Source organism: Bradyrhizobium sp. UFLA05-109 (assembly GCF_054185165.1).
Map to the genome: position 1 here is coordinate 1 of NZ_JBBIAR010000003.1, position 26,022 is coordinate 26,022.

23 protein-coding genes are annotated in these 26,022 nt (G+C 63.3%); 17 read left to right on the plus strand and 6 right to left on the minus strand.

Features of this window, described 5'->3' with window-relative positions:
• Both Q3C01_RS02525 and Q3C01_RS02530 read right to left on the minus strand, forming a co-directional pair.
• Window positions 1–679 (minus strand): serine hydrolase domain-containing protein (locus Q3C01_RS02525; protein WP_458143573.1); only part of this gene is annotated, 679 nt, incomplete at its 3' end.
• 81 nt (window positions 680–760) lie between these two features.
• The gene (locus tag Q3C01_RS02530) at window positions 761–2,395 is read right to left on the minus strand and encodes a flavin-containing monooxygenase (protein WP_458143574.1); all 1,635 of its coding nucleotides are present in this window, start codon (window positions 2,393–2,395) and stop codon (window positions 761–763) included.
• 472 nt (window positions 2,396–2,867) lie between these two features.
• Here Q3C01_RS02530 and dapD point away from each other — a divergent pair, with 472 nt between their 5' ends.
• Window positions 2,868–3,839: a 2,3,4,5-tetrahydropyridine-2,6-dicarboxylate N-succinyltransferase gene (gene dapD, locus Q3C01_RS02535; protein ID WP_458143575.1), complete on the plus strand. Its 972-nt coding sequence runs from the start codon at window positions 2,868–2,870 to the stop codon at window positions 3,837–3,839.
• Window positions 3,840–3,862: 23 nt separating this feature from the next.
• Here dapD and Q3C01_RS02540 read toward each other — a convergent pair whose 3' ends face one another.
• The 3 genes from Q3C01_RS02540 to Q3C01_RS02550 all read right to left on the minus strand — a co-directional run bounded on the left by Q3C01_RS02540 (window position 3,863) and on the right by Q3C01_RS02550 (window position 6,343).
• A complete protein-coding gene (locus tag Q3C01_RS02540; protein WP_458143576.1) occupies window positions 3,863–4,648 on the minus strand; it encodes an alpha/beta fold hydrolase in 786 nt (261 codons plus the stop codon).
• Between the two features lie 225 nt (window positions 4,649–4,873).
• Window positions 4,874–5,122, minus strand: coding sequence for a hypothetical protein (locus Q3C01_RS02545; protein WP_458143577.1), 249 nt, complete (start codon window positions 5,120–5,122; stop codon window positions 4,874–4,876).
• 159 nt (window positions 5,123–5,281) lie between these two features.
• Window positions 5,282–6,343 carry an isocitrate/isopropylmalate dehydrogenase family protein gene (locus Q3C01_RS02550; RefSeq protein ID WP_458143578.1) on the minus strand — a complete coding sequence of 354 codons (1,062 nt, stop codon included), beginning with the start codon at window positions 6,341–6,343 and terminating at the stop codon, window positions 5,282–5,284.
• A gap of 169 nt (window positions 6,344–6,512) precedes the next feature.
• Here Q3C01_RS02550 and Q3C01_RS02555 point away from each other — a divergent pair, with 169 nt between their 5' ends.
• Window positions 6,513–7,901 (plus strand): MFS transporter, encoded by a 1,389-nt coding sequence (locus tag Q3C01_RS02555; RefSeq protein WP_458143579.1) that lies wholly within the window; start codon window positions 6,513–6,515, stop codon window positions 7,899–7,901.
• Here Q3C01_RS02555 and Q3C01_RS02560 read toward each other — a convergent pair.
• Entirely contained in the window at window positions 7,882–9,507 is a 1,626-nt protein-coding gene (locus tag Q3C01_RS02560) for a B12-binding domain-containing radical SAM protein (protein WP_458143580.1), read from the minus strand. The genes Q3C01_RS02555 and Q3C01_RS02560 overlap by 20 nt on opposite strands.
• Window positions 9,508–9,796: 289 nt before the next feature.
• Here Q3C01_RS02560 and Q3C01_RS02565 point away from each other — a divergent pair, with 289 nt between their 5' ends.
• From Q3C01_RS02565 to Q3C01_RS02635, 15 genes are all read left to right on the plus strand, one after another.
• Complete coding sequence (locus Q3C01_RS02565) at window positions 9,797–10,186, plus strand: SPW repeat protein (RefSeq protein ID WP_458143581.1); 390 nt, start codon at window positions 9,797–9,799, stop codon at window positions 10,184–10,186.
• A gap of 245 nt (window positions 10,187–10,431) precedes the next feature.
• The gene (locus tag Q3C01_RS02570; protein ID WP_458143582.1) at window positions 10,432–10,881 is read left to right on the plus strand and encodes a (2Fe-2S)-binding protein; all 450 of its coding nucleotides are present in this window, start codon (window positions 10,432–10,434) and stop codon (window positions 10,879–10,881) included.
• A 10-nt stretch (window positions 10,882–10,891) separates the two neighbouring features.
• Window positions 10,892–13,075 (plus strand): xanthine dehydrogenase family protein molybdopterin-binding subunit, encoded by a 2,184-nt coding sequence (locus Q3C01_RS02575; protein ID WP_458143583.1) that lies wholly within the window; start codon window positions 10,892–10,894, stop codon window positions 13,073–13,075.
• A 46-nt stretch (window positions 13,076–13,121) separates the two neighbouring features.
• A complete protein-coding gene (locus Q3C01_RS02580; protein WP_458143584.1) occupies window positions 13,122–14,399 on the plus strand; it encodes an FCSD flavin-binding domain-containing protein in 1,278 nt (425 codons plus the stop codon).
• A 4-nt stretch (window positions 14,400–14,403) separates the two neighbouring features.
• On the plus strand, window positions 14,404–14,844 hold the full coding sequence (soxX, locus tag Q3C01_RS02585) for a sulfur oxidation c-type cytochrome SoxX (protein ID WP_458143585.1): 441 nt from the start codon (window positions 14,404–14,406) through the stop codon (window positions 14,842–14,844).
• An 8-nt stretch (window positions 14,845–14,852) separates the two neighbouring features.
• Window positions 14,853–15,311 (plus strand): SoxY-related AACIE arm protein, encoded by a 459-nt coding sequence (locus Q3C01_RS02590; protein WP_458143586.1) that lies wholly within the window; start codon window positions 14,853–14,855, stop codon window positions 15,309–15,311.
• A complete protein-coding gene (soxZ, locus tag Q3C01_RS02595; RefSeq protein WP_458143587.1) occupies window positions 15,311–15,631 on the plus strand; it encodes a thiosulfate oxidation carrier complex protein SoxZ in 321 nt (106 codons plus the stop codon). The genes Q3C01_RS02590 and soxZ overlap by 1 nt, the downstream gene beginning before the upstream one ends.
• A complete protein-coding gene (soxA, locus tag Q3C01_RS02600) occupies window positions 15,628–16,410 on the plus strand; it encodes a sulfur oxidation c-type cytochrome SoxA (protein ID WP_458143812.1) in 783 nt (260 codons plus the stop codon). Before soxZ ends, soxA begins: the two co-directional genes overlap by 4 nt.
• Window positions 16,411–16,494: 84 nt before the next feature.
• Window positions 16,495–17,820, plus strand: coding sequence for an ABC transporter substrate-binding protein (locus tag Q3C01_RS02605; protein ID WP_458143588.1), 1,326 nt, complete (start codon window positions 16,495–16,497; stop codon window positions 17,818–17,820).
• The gene (locus tag Q3C01_RS02610) at window positions 17,817–18,755 is read left to right on the plus strand and encodes a carbohydrate ABC transporter permease (RefSeq protein ID WP_458143589.1); all 939 of its coding nucleotides are present in this window, start codon (window positions 17,817–17,819) and stop codon (window positions 18,753–18,755) included. The genes Q3C01_RS02605 and Q3C01_RS02610 overlap by 4 nt, the downstream gene beginning before the upstream one ends.
• Window positions 18,752–19,576, plus strand: coding sequence for a carbohydrate ABC transporter permease (locus tag Q3C01_RS02615; RefSeq protein WP_458143590.1), 825 nt, complete (start codon window positions 18,752–18,754; stop codon window positions 19,574–19,576). The genes Q3C01_RS02610 and Q3C01_RS02615 overlap by 4 nt, the downstream gene beginning before the upstream one ends.
• 91 nt (window positions 19,577–19,667) lie before the next feature.
• Window positions 19,668–21,410: a tannase/feruloyl esterase family alpha/beta hydrolase gene (locus tag Q3C01_RS02620; protein WP_458143591.1), complete on the plus strand. Its 1,743-nt coding sequence runs from the start codon at window positions 19,668–19,670 to the stop codon at window positions 21,408–21,410.
• A 167-nt stretch (window positions 21,411–21,577) separates the two neighbouring features.
• Entirely contained in the window at window positions 21,578–23,509 is a 1,932-nt protein-coding gene (locus Q3C01_RS02625) for a S9 family peptidase (protein ID WP_458143592.1), read from the plus strand.
• 235 nt (window positions 23,510–23,744) lie between these two features.
• The gene (locus Q3C01_RS02630) at window positions 23,745–24,842 is read left to right on the plus strand and encodes an acyltransferase family protein (RefSeq protein ID WP_458143593.1); all 1,098 of its coding nucleotides are present in this window, start codon (window positions 23,745–23,747) and stop codon (window positions 24,840–24,842) included.
• On the plus strand, window positions 24,839–26,020 hold the full coding sequence (locus tag Q3C01_RS02635; RefSeq protein ID WP_458143594.1) for an SGNH/GDSL hydrolase family protein: 1,182 nt from the start codon (window positions 24,839–24,841) through the stop codon (window positions 26,018–26,020). Before Q3C01_RS02630 ends, Q3C01_RS02635 begins: the two co-directional genes overlap by 4 nt.
• Window positions 26,021–26,022: the final 2 nt, after the last annotated feature.

Consider the following 26,022-nt stretch of genomic DNA (forward strand, 5'->3'; position numbering starts at 1 on the left):
CGTGCACACCGGCGAGCTTGCCGCGCACGGCATCGTTGATCTCGAACGTCGTGTTCGCCATTCCGAGCGGCTTGAAGATGCGTTCGGCGAAGACCTCGCCGAGCCGCTTGCCGGTAATGCCCTCGACCACCTGCCCGACCCAATCGATGTTCGTTCCGTATTCCCATTTCGAGCCGGGATCGAACAGAAGCGGCGTCATCAGCGAGGCCTTCGACGAGGTGATCACGCTCGGCTGCCCGTGGTCGGTCGCCAGGCGCAAATAGCTTTCATTGAAGAAGTCGTAACCGAAGCCGCCGACATGCAGCAGCAGCATGCGCGTGGTGACCTCGCGCTTGGGTGCGCGGAGCATGGGCTGGCCCTTGGCGTCGAAGCCGTCGATCACCTGCAGTTTGCCGATGTCAGGCGCATATTTCTTGGCGGGGGCATCGAGGTCGAGCTGGCCCTCTTCGATCAATTGAAGAGCCGCGGTGCCGGTGATCGCCTTGGTGGTCGAGAAGATGGCGAAACTCGAGTCCGTCGTCATCGCTTCCGGCTTGTCGGTGCGACGTTTGCCGGCGGCGCCTTCGTAGATATTGCCGTTGCGATCCGTCACCATGGCGACGACGCCCGGGACACCCGGCCCGCTCGTGACCGTCTCATTGAGGATTGCGTCGGCGTCTACTGCGAATTCCTTGCACATGTATTCCTCCAGTTTGTGTTTTATGAGATGCGAGAAAGGAGGGCCGCGCTCGCGGGGAGCGCTCGCGCGACCTTGCGTCGATCACTGCTTGGCAAAGCCGGGATAGGCCGAGGAGGCAACTTCATCGCACTTCTGGCGATAAGTCCCGACGCCACCGATATAGGAGAGCAGGCGGCGCGGCTTGCCCTCGACATTCGAGCCCATGTACCAGGAGTGCGTCTTGGTCACGAGGGTGGTGTTCGCGACCTCATCGTGATGCGCGACCCAGGCGTCCTGCGTCTCCTTGGTGGGCTCGATGACACTCAGATGGTTCTTCTTGAGATAGGCGATGCAATCGCTGATCCACTCGACCTGCTGCTGAAGACATGTCGTCATGTTGCAGAGCGCCGTCGAGGGCGCCAGCGGCGCGCCGGTCGTGAACATATTGGGATAGCCGTGGACCTGAAGCCCCATCGTGGTCCTGATGTCGCGGCTCCACTCGTCCTTGAGCGAGCGGCCGTCGCGGCCACGGATGTCGATGCGCGTCAATGCGCCGGAGCCGGCGTCGAAGCCGGTCGCGAGGATGATCACATCCAGCCCATACGACGTTCCATCGGTGAGCTCGATACCCTCTGGCGTGATCCGCTTGATCGGGTTGTTCTTGACGCTGACGAGCTCGACATTCGCCTGGTGAAAAGCCTCCAGATAGTTGGTCTCGAGCGGGACCCGATGCGTGCCGAAGCCGTAATCGGTCGGGATCAGTGTCTCGCAGAGCTTGGGGTCCTTCAGGCGCGCGCGCATCTTCTTGCGGACGAACTCTGAGATCTCCTCGCTGACGTCCTCCTCGAAGAACATCTCGACAAATGAGGCGAGCCACAGCCGCAGCGAGCCTTCATCCCAGATCTTCTCCAGAACGGCGTGCCGCTGGTCCGCCGTGAGATCCTTCCAAGCGCCGTTGGTGAAGTCGTATTCGAAGCCGGTGAAGGAGTGCGGCAGGACCTTGCGGAATTCCTCGAACCGCGCCTTGTAGGCCTCGACCTCCTTCGGCCCGTATTTCGGGTTCTTCATCGGGATGATGTATTGCGGCGTGCGCACGAACGCCTTCAGGCTGCCGACCTCGCCGGCGATGGTCTGGATCACCTGAATGCCAGTAGCGCCATTGCCGACCACGGCGACGCGCTTGCCGGCGAGATCGAGCTTCTGCTTCGGATAGCGGCTGGTGTGGACGAGGACCCCCTTGAACGTCTCCTGACCGGGAAACACCGACGTCAGCGGCGCGGACAGCATGCCGCAGCAGGTGATCAGGAACTGCGCGTCGATGACATCGCCCTTGTCGGTTGTGATCGTCCATCGCTGCGTCGCCTCGTTGAAGGCCGCGCTCGTGATCGTCGTCGAGAACCGGATGTCCTTGCGCAGATCGAGCTTGTCGGCGACGTAATTGAGCCACCTTTCGATCTCGGGCTGACCGGGGAAACGCTCGCTCCAGCTCCAGCCTTTGTACAGCTCCTCCGAAAAGAGATACTGGTAGATATAGGCTTCGGAGTCGAAACGTGCTCCCGGATAGCGATTCCAGTACCAGGTGCCACCGACGCCGGTGGCCGTATCGACGGCCTTGACCTTCAGTCCCTGCTCGTCGCGCAGCTTGTAGAGCTGGTAGAGGCCGGCAACTCCCGTGCCGATCACCACGGCGTCCAGGCTTTCGTGCCTGCCAACGCCATTGCTCTTGGACTCACTCATGCATTCCTCCCAATGTCAGACTTGTTCTGCTCCCCGCGGCAAAGCGCGGGAGACGCAAAGGGGGAAACGCAGATTGCGTGCCAGATCGGATTTCTGGATTTAAGCGCTTGCAGTCATTGAGGTGTTGGCTGCGGAAGCCAATTTCTCATCCGTTCGAAATTCAAACGGGACGTATGCGGCCAGACCGAATTTCGATCGCCAGACTCAGGAAACCCGAACGCTAAGAACGTGGCACGCTACATCACCGGCACGGTGATCCCGGTGGACGGCAGCTTACTGCCGTGCCCTAGGGCGCGGGGTTCTTAGGAGCAGACAGCGTCGGCTCGCTCTCATGAACCGGCTGAGAGCCAAGCACAGCCTCTCCCGCCGGGTCCCTTTGACCAAAGCGGCCGTGTTTGAGAGTCCAGATCTTGCCATTTCTACGAGAACTCGCGTATGCACGACCTGTAGGATCGTAGTGTGAGAAATTCAAATGGCGATGGAGCTGACGGGCGCGCAAGGCGAGGGATTTGCGACGATTGCCGCTGATGGTCGCGTGTTAGATTCCTGGTTTCTTCGGCTACGCCTGGTTGAGGAGGCCGGCAACGCGGCAACGGTGCGGCTGACGAGCGACGAGATCAACAGATCGTTGGGTGAGTCGGCAGACGGATATGCGCGACACGACGACATCCGCAAAGTCGACATCGTTGCCATTCGCACAGAAATTGACTCCCTTGCATCTGCGCCGACTGATGTGCACGATGCATTTCTTCGGCTCCATCTGCTGAGCCACCGGCTCGTCCAGCCGAATTGCCTGAACCTTGAAGGAATTTTCGGTCTGTTACCCAACGTTGCCTGGACGACGCTCGGTCCCTGTGAATGCTCTCGTGTACCGGAGGCGCGAATCCTCGCGCGAAAGCGTGCTCTCGCGTTTGAGGTGACGGGCGTGGATAAGTTTCCGCGCATGACTGATTATGTGACGCCAGCGGATGTGAGAATTGCAGATGCGGATCGCGTAAGGCTCGGAGCCAATTTGGCTCCGGGCACAACCGTCATGCATGAAGGCTTTTGCAATTTTAATGCGGGTACGCTCGGTCCCTGCATGGTCGAAGGCCGGATAACCGCCGGTGTGGTTGTGGGTAGCGGCAGCGACGTTGGTGGCGGAGCGTCGATCATGGGCACTCTGTCCGGAGGAGGGAAAGAGAGGATTACAGTTGGTGAGCGCTGCCTGATCGGAGCCAACGCCGGTATCGGCATTTCATTGGGTGACGATTGTATCGTCGAAGCGGGCTGTTATGTCACGGCAGGCGCGCGCATCCTTTTGGAAGATGGCCGGGTACTGAAAGCCAAGGAACTCTCGGGCCAGAAGGGCCTGCTTTTTCGACGTAATTCCCAGAGCGGCGCTCTTGAGGCAACCAGACGTACACCAAATTGGGACGGCCTCAACTCGCAACTTCACAGCTAGGCAGTTCAATCCAATGCGAGCGCTTATTGCCGCGGCCTGCGCACGTAGAGCGAGAGAAACCGGTCGATCATCGGATTGATCTGTTCCGGCACTTCCAGCGACAAGAAATGCCCGGAGCCGACGGCCTTGGCCGTAACCAGTTGCGGGCATAATGCCGCAAAGCGATCCAGATCTGCGAGCCGATGAGCCGCTTCGATATACAGCACTGGGACCCGGCAGGCCTGGGCGCACGAGCCCGCCCGATGCAGATCCCAGGGGAATAGACTTGTAAACGTCGAGACCATCACGTGCTGCGGTGTCGCGAGAAAGGTCTGTTCAACACGGGCGCGACAGGCGTCCGTCGGCAGACAGGACTCCGCCACTATTTTTCGCACCTCGTCCGCAAAGCTCGGCCCCCTCAGGCCTTCCAAATAACCGGTGAACACTGCTCCTGCTGAGGCAGGGAAGAACACCCCGGAGTCGAGCAGCACCAGGCCTGCAGGAAAGTCCGGATAGCGCGCGGCGATTTCCAGTGCCATGTTGCCACCCATGCTTTGACCTACGATGACCGGCTTCGTGATCTGTTGCTGGGTGCATAGCCAAACGAGATCCTCGGCGAAGCCTTCGATCGAATAGGCCTGTTGCGGCTTGTCGCTCTCACCATGGCCCCGTAGTTCGGCATTCAAAGCCCGGCCGTGACGAGTGAAATACTCCATCTGGGGGGCAAAATGCGTGCGATCCCCGCCAAGCCCATGCACGAACAGGAACTCAGGCGTTCCGGCCCCGGCGATGTCGAAAGACAGTTGGACGCCGTCACGCGCGATCTTCATGGACTATCTCCATTCTTGCCGACACCCATCGGCGATTGATGCGGTGCCTCGATTCCGGACTGTGCAAGCTGGCGGTGCTCGGTAGCAGTTCTATCACACGCGAGAACAGCTATGTCGCCCAAGAGGGCGCGCTTCTACGTCCGGTCTACCCCGATCACAGCAGCCATTTCGAAGCCCGACCCAACTTCGATATCGAGCCACCAACGCATGCCTATTGCCGATCGATTACTTCCCGCCCCAGCGCCAGCGCGGCGGTTCGCCTTTCCACCAGCAGACGCCGACAAGCGCAAGGCCCAGAACAACGACATAGACGACGAATATGACTGGCGACTGGCGAGCTGGAAGCACCACGGCGCCTCCGATCAGCAGGACGATGAAGACGGCGAAGACGGTCCAGCCTTGCCAGGTGATGGGAAAGCCCCAGCCCCATCCGTAACGCTTAGTCGGGAACCAATAACGGACTTCATCCTGCATGGGCCCGCTCCAAATCGAAATTCGGTCTGACCGCGATATAGGCGCAGGTCCAAAGTTTTGGAGGGGTACCGGGAGACGCCCGCGCGCTCGGCGCGCTGCCTCGCCCCGCTCTTGCGGGGGTGCGACCAGCTTCGCTCGCGCTGGAGGCGAAGGGGTGGCTCACTCTGACTGCAAAATTTCCGCGATGGCGGCGCCGGTCGCGATCGTGCCGAGTTGGCCGCCGACGTCGCGCGTGGCCCGCCCCCGCGCGATCGCCTTCGCCACCGCGTCCTCGATCGCGTGGCCCGCCTCTTCATAGCGTGCGGCCCCCGTCTTCTCCCCGTGCCAGGCCAGCAGCAGCGCGGTCGACAGGATCAGCGACACCGGATTGGCGACGTCCTGCCCGGCGATGTCGGGCGCCGAGCCGTGCGCGGCCTGCGCCATGGCGTGGCGGGCGCCGACATTGAGGGAGCCGCCGAGGCCGAGGCTGCCGGACAATTCCGCGGTGAGATCGGACAGGATATCGCCAAACATATTGGTAGCGACGATGACGTCGAAGCGCTCCGGGCTGCGCACGACATGCGCCATCATGGCATCAACCAGGATGTCGTCGACCTCAAGCCCACGATAGCCCCTCGCCGCCTCGCGGCAGATGTCCAGAAACATGCCGTCGCCGATCTTGAGCACATTGGCCTTGTGCACGATGGTGAGATGCCTGCGCCGCTTCATCGCCAGCCGGCAGGCCGCATGCGCAATGCGCTCGCAGCACAAGCGCGTGATCCGGCGCAGTGAGATCACGACATCAGACGTGACCAGCAGCTCGCCATTGCCTTCTTCCATGTTGCGGTCGGCATAAAAACCCTCGGTGTTCTCGCGCACCACGACGAGATCGAAATCGCCGAGTCGGCCGGGCCGTCCAGCATAGGTACGCGCCGGGCGGATGTTGGCGTAGAGGTCGAGGTTCTTGCGGAAATAGCGCGACGGATTGATCTCGCCACGCGCCTCGTCCTTGAAATCGAAGGTCGCGGTCGGGCCGAGGATCAGGCCGTCTGCGGCGCGCACAGTGTCGAGGAGCTCGCCCCGCACCGTCGTGCCGAATTGCTTCAGGCTGGCGTGACCGACGGCATGCTCCTCGAGCCGCACATTGAGCTCGAAGCGTTCGGATGCGACGCGCAGCACGCCCGTGGTCGCGGCCGTGATCTCCGGCCCGATGCCATCACCTGGCAGCACCACAATTTGCATGGGTCATACCTCTCAAGCCGGCTCGGTCCGATCATACGCCATCGCGCGCGATCACCGCCCGATCTTCGTGCATACCCGCATGCAAGCATATGCCTGTGGCAGGCGGCGCGGCTGTAGTACATCCCGAAAAGCAACACTCAACCCACGCTTTGCGGAGACGGCGCAGGCAATGACAATGACGTTACCTGCGCTCGCGAAAGAGCCCGAACGCCCCCTCGCCGACGGCCTGCCCACGATGCGCCGGCGCTGGGCGATCGCCGCGATTTTCACCGCACTCGCGATGGCCTCGCTCGATACCGCGATCGCCAATATCGCGCTGCCTGCGATTGCGGCCGATCTCCATGTCAGCCCCGAGCAGGTGGTCTGGGTGGTCAACGTCTACCAGATCGCGCTGGTCGCCACGCTGTTGCCGCTGGGAGCACTCGGCGAGATCGTTGGGCATCAGCGCATCTATCTTGGCGGCCTTCTTCTGTTCACGATCGCCTCGCTGCTCTGTGCGGTGGCCTGGTCGCTGCCGAGCCTGCTCGTGGCGCGCACGCTGCAGGGCCTCGGCGCGAGCGGCATCATGAGCGTCAACACGGCCCTGGTGCGCTTCGTCTATCCCGGGCGGATGCAGGGCCGCGGCTTCGGCCACAACGCGCTGGTGGTCGCGACCGCCTTCACCTTGGGGCCGTCGATTGCGTCCGCGATCCTCGCCCTCGGGCCGTGGCCCTGGCTGTTCGCGGTGAACATTCCTTTTGGCCTCGTCGCCATGGGCATCGGCTTTGCGATGCTGCCGAAGACGCCGCGCGCCGATCACGGCTTTGATTTCACCGGTGCCGTGCTGGCCGCGATCTGCCTCGGCCTGTTCATCACCGGCATCGGCAGCGCGGCTCATAATCTCTCCCCGCGCCTCGTCGCGGTCGAGCTGGTCGCAGCACTCGTGATCGGCTTCATCCTGACGCGCAGGCATGCAGATCATCCCGCACCGATGCTGCCGATCGACCTGTTCAGCCGCCCCATGTTCGCGCTGTCGGCGGCGACCGCGGTCTGCTCGTTCGCGGTGCAGGGCCTCGCCTTCGTCTCGCTGCCGTTCTATTTCGAGGACGTGCTCGGACGCTCCCAGGTCGAGACCGGCTTCTTCATGACGCCGTGGCCGCTGGTCGTCGGCATCATGGCGCCGATCGCGGGACGCCTCTCAGACCGCCACGCGGTCGGACTGCTTGGCGGCATCGGGCTCGTGCTGCTCGGCATCGGCATGGCGCTTTTGGCGACGCTCCCGGCCAATCCGTACATCCCCGACATCATCTGGCGCATGGTGATCTGCGGCATGGGTTTTGGGTTCTTCCAGGCGCCGAACATGAAGGCGGTGATGGGAAGCGCACCGCCACATCGCAGCGGCAGCGCAAGCGGCATCGTCGCCACCGCGCGGCTGACCGGACAGACGACCGGCGCAGCGCTCGCCGCGCTCTGCTTTGCCCTCGCGGGACATGACGGCGCCACCGTCGCACTGGCGCTCGGCGCCGGTTTCGCCGCGCTCGGCAGCGTGATGAGCTTCCTCAGGCTGGCGGTGAAGTAGAAAGTGACGCGGACGCGACTGCCGCCGGGATCGGCATCTTCTCGTTCAAAGAAGCCAGACGCTCATCAATGGCGTCGATGACCCGGCGCGAGAACGGTCCGAGATGCGCGTAGGCCGCGATCATCGCGACCGCGATGCGGGCCGAGGATGTGTCGCGCTTGGCGCAGCTGAGAAAGGTTTTCCAGAGCGGACCGTGCGCTTCGGGAATGCTCGACGTCACGCGATGCACGGTTTCCAGCGCACGCACCTTGTTGCGAATGTCGCCCTCGGGAAGCTCCGGACGCTGCCGTGAGCGGTCGAGCATCGTCATCAACCGGTCGACACGGCTCGCATAGGCGGCCGGGTCGTAGATCCTCTCCAGGATTTGCCTGTAGTCCATCAGGATGTCGCGCAGCGGACGCACCGGATCGAAATTGATTCCGGCGGTGCACTGGTCGCCGCCGTTCATGGTCGCCGCCGAATCGTGGTTCGGACGCAACCGGCCTTCGCGGGCGAGACGTCGCGTCAGCTGCGTATTGGGCAGGGCAAAGAGCAGGCCGACCATGCAGACCGGAATCGCCGCCTCCTCGATGAAGTCGATCATGGCATCGGCCATCGAGACCTTCTCGCTGTCGAAGCCCACGATGAAGCCGGCGGTGACGAGCATTCCGGCGCTGTAGATCCTGTGAATGCTCTCGGCGATGTTGCGCCGCGTGTTCTGCTTCTTGCGCATTGCGACCAGCGTCGCCGGATCCGGACTTTCGATGCCGACGAAGATACCGAAGAAGTTAGCAGCCGCCATCAGGTTGAGGAGCTCCGGATCGTCGGCGAGGTTGACCGAGGCTTCAGTCGAGAATTCGAAGGGATAGTCGTGCGCGCGCTGCCATGCGGCGAGCTCGGGCAGGAACAGCTTGAGCGACTTCTTGTTGCCGATGAAATTATCGTCGACAAAATCGAGATGGCCGCGGTAGCCCATCCGGTACAGCGTCTCGAGCTCGGTGAACATCTGCGGCGTCGTCTTGGTACGCGGCACGCGTCCGTAGAGCTCGATGATGTCGCAGAACTCGCAGGTGAAGGGGCAGCCGCGGGAATACTGCACACCGAGATAGAGATAGTCCTCGAATTTCAGGAGGTCGAAACGCGGCACCGGCGTCCTGGTGACGTCGGCCTGGAATTTCGGCGCCGTGAAGACGCCTGAGCGGGCACCGCCCTGCCAGGCCGCGACGAACTCGTCGATGATGCTCTCGGCCTCGCCCAGCACCTGAAAGTCGGCTCGCGCGTAGAGATGGGGGCTCGATGTCGGATCGGGGCCACCGACAACCACCGGCTTGGCCTTGGCGCGGCAAAGCTCGATCAGCCGCAGCGCATCGGTCTGTTGTGGCAGCATCCCGCCGGTGAAGACGACATCCGCCCAGTCAAGGTCATCATCGCCAAGCGGCGTCGTGTTGCAGTCGATGAGGCGTATCGTCCAGCTCTCGGGCAACATCGCCGCGACGGTGATCAGCCCCAGGGGCGCCGCGGGGCGCCGGACGCCCATCAATTTGCAGGACTCGCCAAAACTCCAGAACGACTCCGCCGTGAACAGCGGATAGAGCATGAGCACGTTGCAAGGCCGCGGCACGTTCATGGAACCCCCCAAAGGCTTCGTACCGAGTGTATCAAAGCGCGCCCGTCTTGCATCCCTACAAGCGGGACAAGCGGTCACTTTCTGTTCCAGTGAGAGTCAAACGCCGGAATTGTCGTCAGCTGGGCGTCGTGACAGGCCGCTTTGCCGACGTTCGAAGCGACGGCTCACCGGTACCTGTCCTCGCGGAACTCACCCGCGACCAAAGTCTATTGCTGCAGTGCCTGTTCATTGGGAACCGGGCGACGGCCCAAGCTTTTGTTCGGATGTCCTCACGCGCAGGAGGTGCGTCATGAGCAAGTGGCAAGAGCGCGAAACGGTCCCCGATATCTACAACCTGTTTCTCGCCGCCGTGTTGTTCTTATCGCCGTGGCTGTTCAGGCTGACGAACGAGCAGGGCAAGGTCGATCTCTGGATCACCGGCATCATCATCGGCCTGGTCTCGCTGGCGGCCGTCATCACCTATCGGGATTGGGAGGAATGGCTCAACGTCCTGATGGGAGCCTGGCTCATCGTTTCGCCCTGGCTGTTGGGATTCCCGCATACGCGGGCCATGCACATCAGCATCGGTATAGGCGTGGTCGTCGTGCTTCTGGCCTTCCTCGATCTCTTCCTTCACTACGAGAAGAGGCACCCGGAGGAATTTGCTTCGCCGGGCGGACAGGAAGGACCTCACCCCTAGAGTGCGACGCAGCAGCGCGACGCGGACCTGGATGCCGGGGACGTCATGAGCTGCACGCGCCTTTCCACTGCGCATGCCGCATGGCAGCTTGCTCGGCTGCAACACCGCGCAAGCGGCAATCTTCCTGCGATCCAGCAAAATTCTTGGGCCCCAACCCCAGATTGTTGATTTGAAACGGTTCCGTTTGCCGGACAAATTGCGCGCCTTGAGCCTCATCGGTGGATGGGCCAATCAGGGGACTTGCGATGGCAAACCTTACGATCAACGGAAAATCGATCACTGTCGACGTCGAGCCGGATACACCGCTGCTCTGGGCGATTCGCGAGAACGTCGGCCTCACCGGCACCAAATATGGCTGCGGCATCGCGCAATGCGGCGCCTGCACGGTTCACATCGACGGAGTCGCCACCCGCTCCTGCGGCGTCGCGGTCAGCGAGGCCGTGGGCAAGCAGATCACCACGATCGAAGGGCTGGCGAATGGCGCTACGCTGCACAAGGTACAGCAGGCCTGGATCGCCCATGACGTCCCGCAATGCGGCTATTGCCAGAGCGGCATGATCATGGCTGTCGCGGCGCTGCTCAAGGAGAAGCCGAAACCGACCGACGCCGATATCGACGAGGCCATCACCAATATCTGCCGCTGCGGCACCTTCCAGCAGGTGCGCGAAGCGATCCACACGATCGCGAACGCTTGAGGAGGCGGCCATGAACAAGCACGTTTCACCCGCCATGAATCGCCGCGCCTTCGTCATCGGCACCGCCGCGGTCGGCGCCGGCCTCGCGCTCGGTCTCGACATTCCCTTCGGCGGTCCGGCCGTGGTCCGCGCCGCTGACGGCTCACCCGAGGTGAACGCCTGGGTCGTGGTGCGGCCCGACGACACCGTGGTGATCCGCATCGCCCGCTCCGAGATGGGCCAGGGTACGCTGACCGGCCTTGCGCAGCTCGTCGCCGAGGAGCTGGAATGCGACTGGTCGAAGGTCACGACCGAATTCCCCTCGCCCGGACAGAACGTCGCCCGCAAGCGCGTCTGGGGCGAATACTCGACTGGCGGCAGCCGCGGCATCCGCACCTCGCACGACTATGTGCGCAAGGGCGGCGCCACGGCACGCATGATGCTGATCCAGGCCGCCGCCAATGAATGGAAGGTGCCGGCCTCCGAATGCACCGTCGCGAGCAGCGTCATCACCCATACGCCGTCGGGCAAGACGACGACCTATGGCAAGGTTGCCGAGGCCGCCGCAAAGCTGCCACCGCCGACCGACATCAAGCTGAAGGATCCCAAGGACTGGAAGCTCATCGGCAAGGGCGTCAAGCGCCTCGACACGTCCGACAAGGTCACCGGCACCACTGTCTACGGCATCGACGTCAAGCTGCCCGGCATGCTCAACGCCGCGATCAAGGACTGTCCCGTCACCGGCGGCAAGCTGAAGAGCTACGACGAGGCCAAGATCGCCGGCATGAAAGGCGTAAAGAAAGTCGTGCGAGTCGGCGACAGCGCGGTCGCCGTCGTCGCCGATACGTTCTGGCACGCCAAGACCGCGCTCGATGCGCTGCCGATCGTCTGGGATGAAGGCGAGAACGTAAAGGTCTCGAGCGAGTCGATCGCGAAATGGCTGGCTGAGGGTCTCGAAAGCGGCCCGGCCTACGTCGGGAATTCGAATGGCGACGCGAAAGCCACGCTGGCGGGGGCCGCCAAGAAGATCGAGGCGGTCTACAACTATCCCTACCAGAACCACGCCACCATGGAGCCGATGAACGCCACCGCGCTCCATACCGGCGATAAGTGCGAGGTCTGGTGCGGCACGCAGAATGGCGAGGCCGCGCTCGCCGCCACGCTGGAGGCCTCAGGTCTTCCGGCCGAGAAATGCGACGTCAACAAGCTGTTGCTCGGCGGCGGGTTCGGCCGGCGCGGCCAGACCGATTACGTTCGACAGGCCGTCCTCATCGCCAAGCAGATGCCGGGCACGCCGGTCAAGCTGCTCTGGACGCGCGAAGAGGACATGACGCATGGCCGCTACCATCCGATCACGCAATGCAAGATGACGGGCGGCTTCGACGCCGACAACAATCTGACCGCGTTGCACATACGGATCTCCGGCCAGTCGATCCTGTTCAGCCTGCGTCCGGAGGCGATGGTCAACGGCATGGATCCGGCGACCTTCGCCGGCCTCAACCCCAAGGGCGACGCGCCGTTCGGTTATTCGGTCCCCAATCTCCTGATCGAACACTCGATGCGCAATCCGCACATCATCCCTGGCTTCTGGCGCGGCGTGAACGTCAACCACAACGCCATCTACGTCGAATGCTTCATGGACGAGCTGGCGCACGCCGTGAACCAGGATCCGCTGGAGTTTCGGCGCAAGCTGATGAAGGACCGTCCGAAGCATCTAGCGGTGCTTGAGGCCGTGGCCGAGAAGATCGGCTGGGGCAAGCCGCCGCCGCAAGGCATCTACCGCGGCCTTGCGCACTTCGCCTCCTATGGCAGCTATGTCGCGGCGGCCGCGGAAATCTCGGTGACCGACGGCACCAAGATCAAGGTGCATCGCATCGTGGCCTCGACCGATCCCGGCTATGCCGTCAACCCGGCACAGATCGAGCGCCAGATCGCCGGCTCCTTCGTCTACGGGCTGACCGGACTGTTCTACGGCGGCTGCACCGTCAAGGACGGCGCGATCGTCGAGACCAACTTCGACACCTACGATTCCATGCGTATCGCAGCGATGCCGAAGGTCGAATCGATCGTGATGCCGAGTGGCGGCTTCTGGGGCGGCGTCGGCGAACCCACGATCGCCGTTGCAGGACCAGCCGTGCTCAACGCCTATTTCGCAGCGACCGGCAAGCGCATTCGCTCGGTGCCGCTGCGCGACCAGAACATCACCTTCGCTTGAGAGGGTGCGGCCGCGGCGGCCCAAGGGCCGCCGCAGCATTATCCGGATGATGCTCATGACCACGCGCTCCGTGACACGGCGGAAAGCCGTCCTCGGCATCGCGGCCGCATCGCTGGCCGTCCCTGCGATTGCGCGCGCGCAAGGCGGGGCGCGCGTTGTCGTGGTCGGCGGCGGCTTTGGCGGGGCGGGCTGCGCGCGTGCGCTGAAACGGAACGGTGCGGATCTGCAGATCACGCTGGTCGAACCGAACAGGACCTTCACCGCCTGCCCGTTCAGCAACGAGGTGATCGCAGGCCTGCGCGAGATCGAGGCGCAGCAGTTCGGCTATGAGAAGATCGCTGCTGATGGCGTAACCGTCATCGCGCAGGCCGCGACCGCGGTCGATCCGCAAGCGCGGCGCGTCACGCTGGCCGATGGCTCATCGCTTCCCTACGACCGCCTCGTTCTCTCGCCCGGCGTCGACTTCCATTTCGAGGCGCTGCCCGGCTATGACGAAGCCGCAAGCCAGAAGATGCCGCACGCATGGAAGGCCGGCGAGCAAACCATGCTGCTGCGCAGGCAGTTGGAGGCGATGGAGGATGGCGGCCTCGTCGCAATCGCGGTGCCGGCCAATCCCTCGCGCTGCCCGCCTGCTCCTTACGAGCGCGCCAGCCTGATCGCGCATTATTTCAAGACGAAGAAGCCGCGCTCAAAGGTACTGATCCTGGACGCCAAGGATAATTTCACGCAACAAAGACTGTTCGAGAAAGCGTGGACGGAGCTTTACGGCGGCCTGATCGAGCGCGTATCCCTGTCGCAGGGCGGCCGCGTGACCTCCGTCGATCCCGCGAGCAACACCGTCATTACCGAGTTCGGCAATTACACGGCGCAAGTCGCCAACGTTATTCCGCCGCAGCGCGCCGGGCGCATTGCGGCGGTTGCCGGGGTGGCGGATACCACCGGCTGGTGCCCGATCGATCCCATGACCTTCGAATCAAGACTTGTGCCGAACATGCACGTCATCGGCGATGCCTGCCTCGGCGGTGGCATTCCGAAATCGGCCTCGGCTGCGAGCGCGCAAGGCCGGGCCTGCGCGGATGCGATCGTCAACCTCATCGCGGGCCGAACGCCACAGACACCACGGCTGACCGGCGTCTGCTACAACACCGTCGCGCCCGCCTACGGCTTTTCGCTCGCCGGCAACTATCAGCCCAAGGGCGACATCTTCGCCGAGGTCGAGGGCGGCGCCACCAGCCCGCTCGACGCCCCGCCGGAACGACGCGCTCGCGAGGCTGCGGACGCCGAGCGCTGGTTTCAAACCCTCACGGCGGCGACCTTTGGCTAGGCCGATGAATCATATCGCCGCGCTCATCACGGCGAGCTTTGCGCTTTCCACCGGCGCACGTGCGCAGGCGCTGGTGCCCTACGACATCGTCGGCGACGGCATCCCGGAGTCGCTCACCGGGGTGCCGGGCGATGCGGCGCGCGGGCGGGCGTTGGTGCTCGATCGCAGCACGACCTGCATCCTCTGCCATTCCGGGCCGTTTCCGGAAACGCGGTTCCAGGGCGATCTCGCACCCGATCTCACCGGTGCGGGGAACCGCTGGTCGGCAGGTCAGTTGCGACTGCGATTGGTGGACGCATCGCGCTTTAACCCGCAGACCATCATGCCGTCCTACTTTCGCACTGACGGGCTCGTTCGCGTCGGCCGCAACCTTGCCGGCAAGCCGATCCTCAACGCGGGCCAGATCGAGGACATCGTGGCCTATCTTGCAACGCTCCGGGACTAGGACGATCGATGCGAAGCACACGTCGACAATTCTTGCGTCTCACCGTCGCGGCCGGGACGATCCCCATCGTCACGATTCGTCCGCTCGAGGCGACCCCCGCGATGCTGAACACGGCGATCCGCAACGTCATCGGAGAGGCACAACTGCACACCGGCAAGGTCAGGCTCGACATTCCGCCGCTAGTCGAGAACGGCAACACCGTGCCGATGACGGTCAGCGTCGCGAGCCCGATGACGGCGACCGACTATGTCAAGAGCATCCACGTCTTCAACGAGAAGAACCCACAGCCGAATATCGGCAATTTCCATCTCGGCCCGTGGGCCGGGCGCGCGCAGGTCTCGACCCGCATCCGGCTCGCCGACAGCCAGAAGGTTGTCGCGATCGCGCGCCTGTCCGACGACTCCTTCTGGCAAGTCGCAGCCGACGTCGTCGTGACACTTGCCGCCTGCACTGAGGAGGTGAACTGATGGCCTCTGCCCTGATCAACGTTCCCCCGAAAGCGAAGCGCGGCGAAGTCATCGAGATCAGGACGCTGACCTCGCATATCATGGAGAGCGGCTTTCGCCGCATGGCAGCTGGCGATCTCGTGCCGCGCGACATCATCACGAACTTTACCTGCCGCTACAACGGCACCGAGATCTTTCGCGCCGACCTCTTTCCGGCGATCGCAGCGAATCCGTATCTGTCTTTCTTCACGGTCGCGAAGGAAAGCGGCAAGTTCGAGTTCGAATGGATCGGCGACAACGGCTTCGTGTCGACGGCCTCGGCGTCGATCACGGTCGAATGAGTTTTGCGCGCACGATCATCGCGGCGATGCTGCTGCTCGTCGCCGCACCTGCCCTGCTCGCCGGCGAAATCCCGCTTGAACAGCGCCGCTCGGGTTATTCCTTCATGGGACCCGACACGCGCGCGATGCAGGACGACGATACGTCCAATCCGGGCATGCTGTTCGTGCTGGACGGTGAAACATTGTGGAAGACGAAAGGCGGCATTGCCGGCAAGTCGTGCGCCGATTGCCACGGCGATGCGCGCGAGACCATGAAAGGCGTCGCCGCGCGTTATCCCGCCTTCGACAAGACGCTCGGCCGCCCCGTCACGCTGGACCAGCGCATCAATCTCTGCCGCGCCAGACATCAGCGGGCAACGGCGTTGCCTTACGAGAGCCGCGACCTCCTCGCGCTCGATGCCTTCGTCGCGCACCAGTCGCGCGGCGTCGCGATCACGGCCGGCGACGATCCCGAGCTCAAGCCGTTCGTCGAGCAGGGTCGCGCGCTGTTCATGCAGCGCGAGGGCCAGCTCAACCTTGCATGTGCCAATTGCCATGACGACAACTACGACAAGCATCTGGCGGGCGCGCCGGTCACGCAGGGGCAGCCGACCGGCTATCCGCTCTATCGCCTGGAATGGCAAACACTGGGATCGCTGGAGCGGCGGTTGCGAAGCTGCATGACGGGGGTCCGCGCACAAGCCTATGACTATGGTGCGCCCGAGCTGGTCGCGCTCGAGCTCTATCTGAAGGCGCGGGCGCGCGGCATGCCCATGGAGAGCCCGGCCGTGCGGCCTTAATCCGCAGAGGAATATTAGGACTAGGCAGGCGCGGCACGGACGCTAGTATCCCCTCCCAAGAAACGAGTCACAGGGAGGACAGACGTGGCTGACCATCGTATTTCGCGCCGCACGCTTTTGCAGGGGACCGCTGCGGCTGGCGCGCTCAGCCTGACCGGATTTCCGGCGCACGCCGAGGTCAATTGGAAGAAATATGCCGGGACAAAGCTGGAGGTGATCCTCGCCAAGGGTCCGCGCGGCGACAATCTGCAAAAGAACATCAAGGAGTTCACCGATCTCACCGGCATCCAGGTGGAGTCGGAGCAGATTCCCGAGCAGCAGCAGCGTCAGAAGTGCGTCATCGAGCTCACTTCGGGCCGGCCGAGCTTCGACGTCGTCCATCTCAGCTATCACGTGCAGAAGCGTCAGTTCGAAAAGGCCGGCTGGCTCGCCGACATGACGCCGTTCATGAAGGATCCGACGCTGACTGCGCCCGATCTCGTCGAGAACGATTTTTCGGCCGCAGGCCTGCAATACGCCAAGAACGACAAGGGCCAGATGCTCTCGCTGCCCTGGTCGGTCGACTATTTCATCCTTTACTACAACAAGGAGCTGTTCCAGAAGAAGGGCGTCGCGCTGCCCAAGACGCTGGACGAGATGGTCGCGGCCGCCGAAAAGCTCACCGATGCCAAGGAAGGCACCTATGGCTTCGTCGGGCGCGGCCTGCGCAACGCCAACATGACCTTGTGGACCAACTTCTTCCTCGACTATGGCGGCGAGTTCCTCGATGCCAAGGGCAACATCCTGACTGACGGTCCCGAAGCCATCGCGGCGACGAAGCTCTACCAGACGCTGTTGACGAAGGTCGCTCCGCCCGGCGTCGCCGGCTTCAACTGGATGGAGTCGATGGCCTCGTTCACGCAAGGACGATCCGCGATGTGGATCGACGGCGTCGGCTGGGCGCCGCCGCTGGAGGATCCGGCGGCCTCGCGCGTGGTCGGCAAAGTCGGCTACACCGTCGTGCCTGCAGGGCCGAAGGGACAGTATTCGGCGACCTACGGCGACGGCCTCGGCATCGCCGCCGCGAGCAAGAACAAGGAAGCGGCCTATCTACTCTGCCAGTGGGCGGTCTCCAAGGCGCAAGGCGCGCGGCTGTTGCAGGCCGGTGGCGGCGTGCCGTTCCGCAACTCGATCCTGAACGATCCCGAGGTGCAGAAGGGTGTGAAGATGCCCGCGGAGTGGCTGCAATCGGTGATCGATTCTGCCAAGATCAGCAAGCTCGGCCTGCCGGTGGTGATCCCGGTTGCCGAATTCCGTGACATCGTCGGCGCGGCGATCACCGCAACCCTTTCCGGGGCCGATCCGGCGACCGAGTTGAAGAAGGCCAACGATCAGTACCGGCCGATCCTGGAGCGTAGCGAAAAGGCGTGAGTGCGTTGACACAAGCAACTCCGGCCGCGGCAAAATCTGGTGCCGCGCCGGAGAAGGAGTTGCGGCCCCCCTCCTACTGGCCGTTCGTGGTGCCGGCGCTGGTCGTCGTGCTCGCCATCATTATCTTCCCGTGGGTCTTCACCATCTGGATGAGCCTGAACGAGTGGAAGGTCGGCGCGCCGACCACCTTCGTCGGGTCTTCCAACTATCTGCGGCTGACAACCGATCCGCGCTTCCTCGAGGCGGTAGGCCACACCATCGTCTACACCGTGCTGTCAGTGGTGCTGCCGCTGATCCTCGGCACGCTCGCAGCCGTGGTGTTTCACCAGAAATTTCCCGGCCGCGGCTTCCTGCGCGGCATCTTCATCATGCCGATGATGGCAACGCCCGTGGCGATCGCGCTGGTCTGGACCATGATGTTCCATCCGCAACTCGGCGTGCTCAATTACCTGCTGTCACTGGTCGGGATTCCGCCGCAGCTGTGGGTGTTTCATCCTGCAACCGTGATCCCCTCGCTGGTGCTGGTCGAGACCTGGCAGTGGACGCCGCTCGTCATGCTGATCGTGCTCGGCGGCCTGGCTGCGATCCCGACCGAGCCTTACGAAAGCGCGCAGATCGACGGTGCCAATCTCTGGCAAGTGTTCCGCTTCATCACGCTGCCGCTGATCATGCCGTTCCTGTTCATCGCCGGCATGATCCGCATGATCGACGCGGTAAAGAGCTTTGACATCATTTTCGCGATTACGCAGGGCGGACCGGGCTCGGCGTCGGAGACGATCAACATCTATCTCTACAGCGTCGCCTTCACCTACTACGACCTCGGCTACGGTTCGGCGATCGCGGTGGTGTTCTTCCTTCTCATCGTCGCACTCGCTGCCCTGATGCTGTACATGCGCCAGCGCTTGCTGTGGACCGAAATCGCGAGGGGCGCATGACCCCACGTCAGATCATCGGCCAGATCGGCCTGTGGCTTTCGGTGCTCGTCATCGTGTCGCCGGCGATCCTGTTCTTCCTTTGGATGGCTTCGCTATCGCTCAAGTTCGAGGTCGACAACGCCGCCTACCCGCCGGTGTTCTTCCCCGAGCATATCGCGTGGAAGAACTATGCCGACGTGCTCGCCTCCAACCGCTTCCTCACCTATTTCTTCAACAGCCTGGTCGTGACCGGCAGCGCGACCGCGCTGGCGCTGATCGTCGGCGTTCCCGCCGGCTACGGGATCGCGCGGATGGCCGCGCACAAATCCGCAATCGTGATCCTGATTGCCCGCATCACGCCCGGCCTGTCCTACCTGATCCCGCTATTCCTCTTGTTCCAGTGGCTGGGACTGCTCGGCACGCTGGTGCCACAGATCATCATCCACCTCGTGGTGACGGTGCCGATCGTGATCTGGATCATGATCGGCTATTTCGAGACCACGCCGATGGAATTGGAAGAGGCCGCGCTGATCGACGGCGCCACGCGCTGGCAGGTATTCCGCCATGTCGCGCTGCCGATCGCAAGGCCAGGCATCGCGGTCGCCTTCATCCTGGCGGTGATCTTCTCCTGGAATAATTTCGTCTTCGGCATCGTGCTGGCCGGGCGCGAGACGCGCACCCTGCCCGTCGCCGTCTACAACATGATCTCGTTCGATCAGTTGAGCTGGGGCCCGCTCGCCGCCGCAGCGCTGATCGTCACCTTCCCGGTGCTGCTGCTGACGGTGCTCGCCCAGCGGCAAATCGTCGCCGGGCTCACTGCGGGAGCAGTGAAAGGCGGATAAGCCCCCCTCGTCGCACCGACCAAGCCGAAGGAGCGATGAGGCCATTCGCTGCGTACGCAGCAATCATCCTGAAGAAGAAAAGATTGGGACCATGGGACGAAGCACAGGCGCCGACCGTATCAAGCGAAGCCACGCGACGTGCCGCGCGTCGAAGGCCGCAGCCAGCCTGGCCCTCTGCGCGATCGTGTTCTCCGTGAGCGGCGGATCATCGGCGGCAGACGAGGCGCTTCAAGGCGCCTGCGCAAGCCTCGCTGGGCGAACGATCCCGGCTCGGCTGATCGGGCTTCCCAGCGGGGACGCTACCGTCACGTCGGCCAGCGTCACGCTGGCGGCACCGGCAAAGGCGGCCGCTCCCGCGACGCCGAACTTCTGCAAGGTGACGGGCACCATTGCGCCAGTCGACCCGGCAGCACAACTGATCAACTTTCAGCTCAACCTGCCAGCCGTGTGGAACGGCAAGCTGCTGCAATATGGCGGCGGTGGTTACAACGGCACCCTGGTGAGCGGCCTTGCACCGCTGCGCGATGCAGCTCCCGACGATGCGCTGCCGCTGACGCGCGGCTATGCCACGCTCGGCACCGATTCCGGGCATCAGGCCGCGAGCTTTGCTCCCGATCGCATCGGCCAGTTCGGCCTCAATGACGAAATGCTGAGCAATTACGGCTACGCCTCCTACAAGAAGGTGCGCGATGTCGCCGTCGCGCTCATCGGTGCGCTCTATTCGAAACGCCCGGCGAAAATCTATTATTTCGGCGGCTCGGAGGGCGGTCGCGAGGGGCTCACGATGGCCCAGCGTTTCCCGGCCGATTATGACGGGATCGTCAGCGTGGTACCCGTTGTGCAGCTCTCGATGCTGTTTCAGTCCTACATCCCGAACAATCTGCCGCAATTCAAGGGTGGCTGGCTCAACCCGGCCAAGAGCGAGACGCTTGCGAAATTCGTCGCCAATGCCTGTGACGAACTCGACGGCTTGCGTGACGGCATCATCAGCAACTATCTCGCCTGTCAGCCGAAGGTGAACCTGCAGGCGCTGCGTTGCCCGGAGGGCGCGGACACAGGCGATGGTTGCCTGTCGGACGCGCAGATAACAGCGGTTCAGACCGTGCACGCTGCACATCCGTTCCCGCTTGCGATGGCGAACGGCATCACGACCTATCCGCAATCGCTCTACGGCAACGAGACCACACCAGACCCGCAACGGATGACCATGACGCGTTGGGTGATGGGCACGGCGGCGCCAACGGAGCAACTCGATGTCGCCACGGTCTCGCAGCAATGGCTCTACGGCAGCAACGCCGTGCGCTTTCTCCTGACGCGTGACGAGAAGTTTGACCCGCGCACCTATCGTCCAGAAGACTTTCGAGCGCGCGTCGAGGAGGTGTCGAAGATCCTCGACTCCACCAATCCGGACCTGTCCGCGTTCTTCGCCCATGGCGGCAAGCTGATCCTGCGCGAGAACATGGCCGACCTCGCGCAAAGCCCGCTCGCCGGAATCAACTATTTTCAGTCGGTCGTGGCGCGGCTCGGCGAGGCGACGGTCGAGGCATCGGCGCGGCTCTACGTCTCGCCCGGCTCGACGCATACAGGACACGGTACAAGCGTGCTCGACGGCTCCGCGATCCCGACGATGGTCGACCTGCTCGAACCGCTCGACCGCTGGGCGAGCGACGGCGTCGCGCCGCCCGACGCACTGGTCCAGACGTCGAAGGAGCCTGCGCCGCCGTTCGCGCTGAAGGCAGCCCGGCCGATGTGCCGCTACCCGAACTACCCGCACTATGTCGGTGGCGACAAGGCAGCGGCCGCAAGCTACATCTGCAAGATGTCGACGCCGTGAAAAACGGCGGGCGGTGATTGGCCGCCCGCGCTTGCACGTCCCATTCCGAAGCTTGCTATGTGCCGTTGGCGCTCTACCTGGCGTTGACGCAAAGTTTGCATATGCGTATGCTACGGTTTGTAGCACAAGCTCAATGTGGTGCGCCCCCGAACCACGAGAGACGCCAGATGTCACCTCGTCCCCTGATCCCTCGCCGAAAGCTGTTTGGTAATCCGACATACGTTGGAGCCAAGTTGTCGCCGGATGGCCGGCGTCTGTCCTGGCTCGCCCCCGTTGACGACGTCCTCAACATCTGGGTGTCGCCGGCCGACAACGTCGCGGCAGGACAGCCCGTGACGCGCACCAGGGGCAGACCGATCAACTGGCAGGATTGGAGTCCGGACGGTCGGCACATCATGTTTCTGAACGACGAAAACGGCGACGAAAATCTGCACTTGTTCGTCGTCGATCCCAGCACCCTGGAGCTCAGGGATCTCACGCCGCTGGCCAATGTCCGCGCGTTGCCGACCTACTGGTCGCACGTCGTCCCCGACAAGATCGCGATTGGTCTCAACGATCGCGACGTGCGATGGCACGACGTCTTCCTGCTCGACCTCGCAACCGGCGAGCGCACGCTGGTCTGGGAAAATCGCCAGGAGTTCGACTACGTCGGGCTCGACTGGCAATTGAGGCCACGCCACGCCCGCAGCAACGCTCCCGACGGAGGCACGCGGCTTTGGCGCCTTGATGACGGGAAGGTCACGCATTGGCGCGACGTCCCGTTCGAGGCCTTTGCAGGCACGCGGCTCTGGACGTTCGATGCTGCCGGCAGCCACCTTCATATGAGCTCGAGCCTGGAGCACGACAAATCCGCGCTGATGCGGATCGACTGGGCGACGGGGAAAGAGAGCGTCCTGTTCGGGAGCGACCGCGCCGACGTCACGGGCGCCATATTCAATGCTCGAACCTTCGAACCGGAAGCGGTTTGCATCGATCCCGGCCGACAGGAATGGACGGCCTTGACGCCTGCGGTGACGAGCGAACTCGACTTGATCCAGGCGAAGCTTCCCGGGCATGACTTTCACCTCGAGAGCCAGAGCAATGACGGTCGTCGGTGGATCGTGGGAAGTCATGCACCGGAGCAGCCGGTGACCTATCATCTCCTCGATCGCGACAAGCAGACTCTCACCGAGCTGTTCACGGCGCGACCCGAGCTCAAGCCGTACCGGCTGGCGCCGATGCAGGCCGTGCAGGGCAAGTCGCGCGACGGCTTCACTCTCGTCTCTTACCTGACCTTGCCGGCGGATATCGACGGTGATCGCCCGCCCGGACCGCTGCCGATGGTCCTGATCGTTCACGGCGGTCCCTGGGCGCGCGATATCTATGGCTATCGCCGCGATCATCAGTGGCTGGCCGATCGCGGTTACGCCGTGCTGTCGGTCAATTATCGGGGATCGACGGGCTTCGGCAAGGCGTTCGTCGCGGCCAGCGAAAAAGAGCATGCTCGCAAGATGCACGACGATCTCATCGACATGGTCGATTGGGCAATCTCGGAAGGCATCGCGCAAAAAGACAAGGTTGCGATCTTCGGAATGTCCTACGGCGGATTGGCGTCGTTCGTCGGCGCGACTTTCACGCCGGAGGTGTTCTGCTGCTCCATTCCAGTCGTCGGCATTTCCAATCTCAAGACGCTGTTGGAATCGATGCCACCCTATTGGGCCGGCTTCGCGGAATTCATGTATCGCAGCTACGGCGATCCGCGCACCGAGGAAGGCCGCAAGCTGCTTGCAGAACGCTCGCCTATCAACAGGGTCGACAACATCAAGAAGCCGATGCTGATCTTCCATGGCGCCAACGACGTGCGGTGCAAGGTGGCCGAAAGCGACACCATCGTCGCAGCCATGCAGGCCAAGAACATTCCGGTGACCTATATCGTCTATCCCGACGAAGGACACGGCTTCCAGAGACCGCCCAATCAGTTTTCCCACCTCGCCATCACCGAGGCCTTTCTCGCACGCCATCTCGGCGGGGCCTGCGAACCGGTCGGACAGGATTTTGAAGGATCAAGTCACGAGGTTCGCGCCGGGGCCGATATCCTGTCCGATCTGGGCGTGGCCTGACAGTAACTTCGGCCGAAAAACGGCCGGGCGACGTTAGTGCCATCGAAAAATGACCTGTGCCCGGCTCCAGCGTCCCATGGTTAACGGAATCCCCGGACTCGCTGTCATTCCCCTTAGACGTGCATCAACGCTTTTGGCTTAGACCCCTCACCTGCCGCCGCGTTGCCGACAATCCTTGGCTCGCGGCTTGCAAACTTCGTCGCATCGGCGTTTTCGAGGAAGAGAGTGGTCTGAAATGACACAGTTGATCTCCCGCTTCGAGACAGGCGAGGCGGCGGCCGCGCGACCGCAGCTCGTTTCCATCCAGTATCTGCGGGCGCTGGCCGCGCTGATGGTCCTCGTCACCCACGCGCTGTACTGGCCACTCGAGAGCCGCAACGAGGCGCTGCTCGTCACCGGCCGGCTCGGCGTGGAGATCTTCTTCGTGCTCAGCGGCTTCATCATCACGGTGATCGGAGGAGAAGCGCGCTTCGAGCCGATCGCCTTCGCCCGCAACAGGATCCTGCGCATCGTGCCGATGTACTGGGTTGCGACCTTGCTGGTGGTCGGTCTCGCAACCGCCAGCCCGAGCAGCTTTCTCACCACGGTGCCGACGACCGAGGGCATCATCAAGTCGCTCCTGTTCATTCCATCCGATATGCCGAAGGCGCCGCTCTTGCGTCTCGGCTGGACACTGGACTACGAGGCCTTCTTTTATTTGGTGTTCGGAAGCCTGTTCTTCGTGAGATCGGCGACGCGCACCGCGCTGCTTGCGATCCTTTTTGTCGGGCTGATCGTCATCGGGCGCGTGATCGACCAGCCGTCCCATGTCCAGGATTTCTATACGAGCCCCAGCCTGCTCGGCTTTCTCGTCGGCGCCGGCGTCGGCCGGCTCTATCAACTCGGCTTGCTGCAGCGGCTCGGCCGAATCCAGGTCCTCGGCCTGCTCGCCGCCGGCGCGCTATCACTTTCCGTCCTGTACCGGACCGATCCGGATGTGCATCTGCTGTTGTTCCACCTGTCGATGTCGTTCGGCGCCATGACCATCGTCGTCGCCGTGATCTGGGCCGAAGAGGCTGGGCGCCTTCCGGTCGTTCCGGCCTTCCGCTTCCTCGGCGACGCATCCTATTCGCTGTACCTCTTCCACTTCTTCGCCATGGCAGCGGCGTGGGCGATCGGACGGAAGCTGTTTGGTCCGGTCAGCGCATTCAACTATGCGCCGTTGGCCGTTGCAGCGATCGCTGCCGGCCTCACCGCCGGATGCCTTGCCTACTGGTATCTGGAGCGGCCGATCCTCAACTGGACGCGGCAGCGCCGCCGCCCGGCGGTCGTGACGCAAGGAAGCACGCCGTGATCCTCCGGCGGCGCGATCTGCTGCTCGGCGCCAGCATCGCCGTTGGCACCACGGTGTTGCCCACCTCCCTTCTCGCCTTCGCTGCACCGAATGCCGAGATGATTGCGCGCAGCGTGGTCGCGCAGGGCAACACCACGCGCCTGAAGCGGGTATTTGCCAAGGCCGCGCGGGGCGAACCGGTCACACTCGGCTTCATCGGCGGCTCGATCACCCAGGGATCGCTGGCATCCGAGCCGTCGCGAAACTATGCATCGCAAATTGCGGCCTGGTGGGGCCACCGCTTTCCCAATGCGTCTCTCTCCGTGGTGAATGCCGGGCTTGCGGGCACCGGCTCGCTGCTGGGTGCGTTTCGCGTCGGCGCCGATCTGTTGTCGAGGGACCCGGATCTCGTGGTCGTCGAATTCAGTGTCAACGATGCCTCCGCCGATGCGGACGCCTACGAGGGACTGTTGCGGCAGATCCTTGGCCACCACACCGCGCCGGCCGCGCTCCTGCTGTTCATGATGTGGGAGAAGGGCGGCAACATGCAATCGATGCAGGCGCCGATCGGCCGGCACTACGACCTGCCGATGATCAGCGTCCGCGATGCGCTGTGGCCGGAGATGGAGGCCGGACGGCTCGCCTGGCGCGACGTGATCGTGGACGAGGTTCACCCCAATGATCTTGGCCATCGCTGGACTGCCAGCTTCTGCACGAATTTCTTCGGGAAGGTGTTGCAGCAGCAGGCCGCGACGCGCGGCGTATCCACCCTCGACCAGTTGCCGGCGCCACTTGGATCGTCGCTCTATACGCATGTCGGGCTGATGCCGGCGATCGACTTTGCACCCATCGATCGCGACGGCTGGGAATTGACCCATTCGCAGATCTGGGGGCCGATCTGGGCCATCGTGCAAAGCACCGCCCGCTTCGAGCTCGACTGCAAGGCGCGCGGTATCGCGCTCATCGTCAGCGGCCGCGCCTCGACGCTGCTCGAAAGATCGATACTCACAATCGACGGCGTCGCGGTCCGGCCGATGGAGGCGCGCAATTTCCTCGATCGGGAAACCATCGTACTCGCAACCGACCTGCCGAACGGCCATCACCGCTTGCGGCTGGAGACGGCGGATTTCCCCTCATCCGCATTCGGCCGCAGCGGTCTGCGCGCCCTTGGCCTGTTCGACGATCCGACGGCGGACTGATC

Bases quoted from the DNA above. Each gene is read 5' to 3' on its own strand.
- Q3C01_RS02560 (WP_458143580.1), bottom strand. From the start codon at position 9,507: ATGAACGTGCCGCGGCCTTGCAACGTGCTCATGCTCTATCCGCTGTTC.
- dapD (WP_458143575.1), top strand. From the start codon at position 2,868: ATGGCGATGGAGCTGACGGGCGCGCAAGGCGAGGGATTTGCGACGATT.
- soxZ (WP_458143587.1), top strand. From the start codon at position 15,311: ATGGCCTCTGCCCTGATCAACGTTCCCCCGAAAGCGAAGCGCGGCGAA.
- Q3C01_RS02530 (WP_458143574.1), bottom strand. From the start codon at position 2,395: ATGAGTGAGTCCAAGAGCAATGGCGTTGGCAGGCACGAAAGCCTGGAC.
- Q3C01_RS02625 (WP_458143592.1), top strand. From the start codon at position 21,578: ATGTCACCTCGTCCCCTGATCCCTCGCCGAAAGCTGTTTGGTAATCCG.
- Q3C01_RS02620 (WP_458143591.1), top strand. From the start codon at position 19,668: ATGGGACGAAGCACAGGCGCCGACCGTATCAAGCGAAGCCACGCGACG.
- Q3C01_RS02575 (WP_458143583.1), top strand. From the start codon at position 10,892: ATGAACAAGCACGTTTCACCCGCCATGAATCGCCGCGCCTTCGTCATC.
- Q3C01_RS02550 (WP_458143578.1), bottom strand. From the start codon at position 6,343: ATGCAAATTGTGGTGCTGCCAGGTGATGGCATCGGGCCGGAGATCACG.
- Q3C01_RS02570 (WP_458143582.1), top strand. From the start codon at position 10,432: ATGGCAAACCTTACGATCAACGGAAAATCGATCACTGTCGACGTCGAG.
- Q3C01_RS02545 (WP_458143577.1), bottom strand. From the start codon at position 5,122: ATGCAGGATGAAGTCCGTTATTGGTTCCCGACTAAGCGTTACGGATGG.
- Q3C01_RS02630 (WP_458143593.1), top strand. From the start codon at position 23,745: ATGACACAGTTGATCTCCCGCTTCGAGACAGGCGAGGCGGCGGCCGCG.
- Q3C01_RS02590 (WP_458143586.1), top strand. From the start codon at position 14,853: ATGCGAAGCACACGTCGACAATTCTTGCGTCTCACCGTCGCGGCCGGG.
- soxX (WP_458143585.1), top strand. From the start codon at position 14,404: ATGAATCATATCGCCGCGCTCATCACGGCGAGCTTTGCGCTTTCCACC.
- Q3C01_RS02555 (WP_458143579.1), top strand. From the start codon at position 6,513: ATGACAATGACGTTACCTGCGCTCGCGAAAGAGCCCGAACGCCCCCTC.
- Q3C01_RS02540 (WP_458143576.1), bottom strand. From the start codon at position 4,648: ATGAAGATCGCGCGTGACGGCGTCCAACTGTCTTTCGACATCGCCGGG.
- soxA (WP_458143812.1), top strand. From the start codon at position 15,628: ATGAGTTTTGCGCGCACGATCATCGCGGCGATGCTGCTGCTCGTCGCC.
- Q3C01_RS02565 (WP_458143581.1), top strand. From the start codon at position 9,797: ATGAGCAAGTGGCAAGAGCGCGAAACGGTCCCCGATATCTACAACCTG.
- Q3C01_RS02580 (WP_458143584.1), top strand. From the start codon at position 13,122: ATGATGCTCATGACCACGCGCTCCGTGACACGGCGGAAAGCCGTCCTC.
- Q3C01_RS02615 (WP_458143590.1), top strand. From the start codon at position 18,752: ATGACCCCACGTCAGATCATCGGCCAGATCGGCCTGTGGCTTTCGGTG.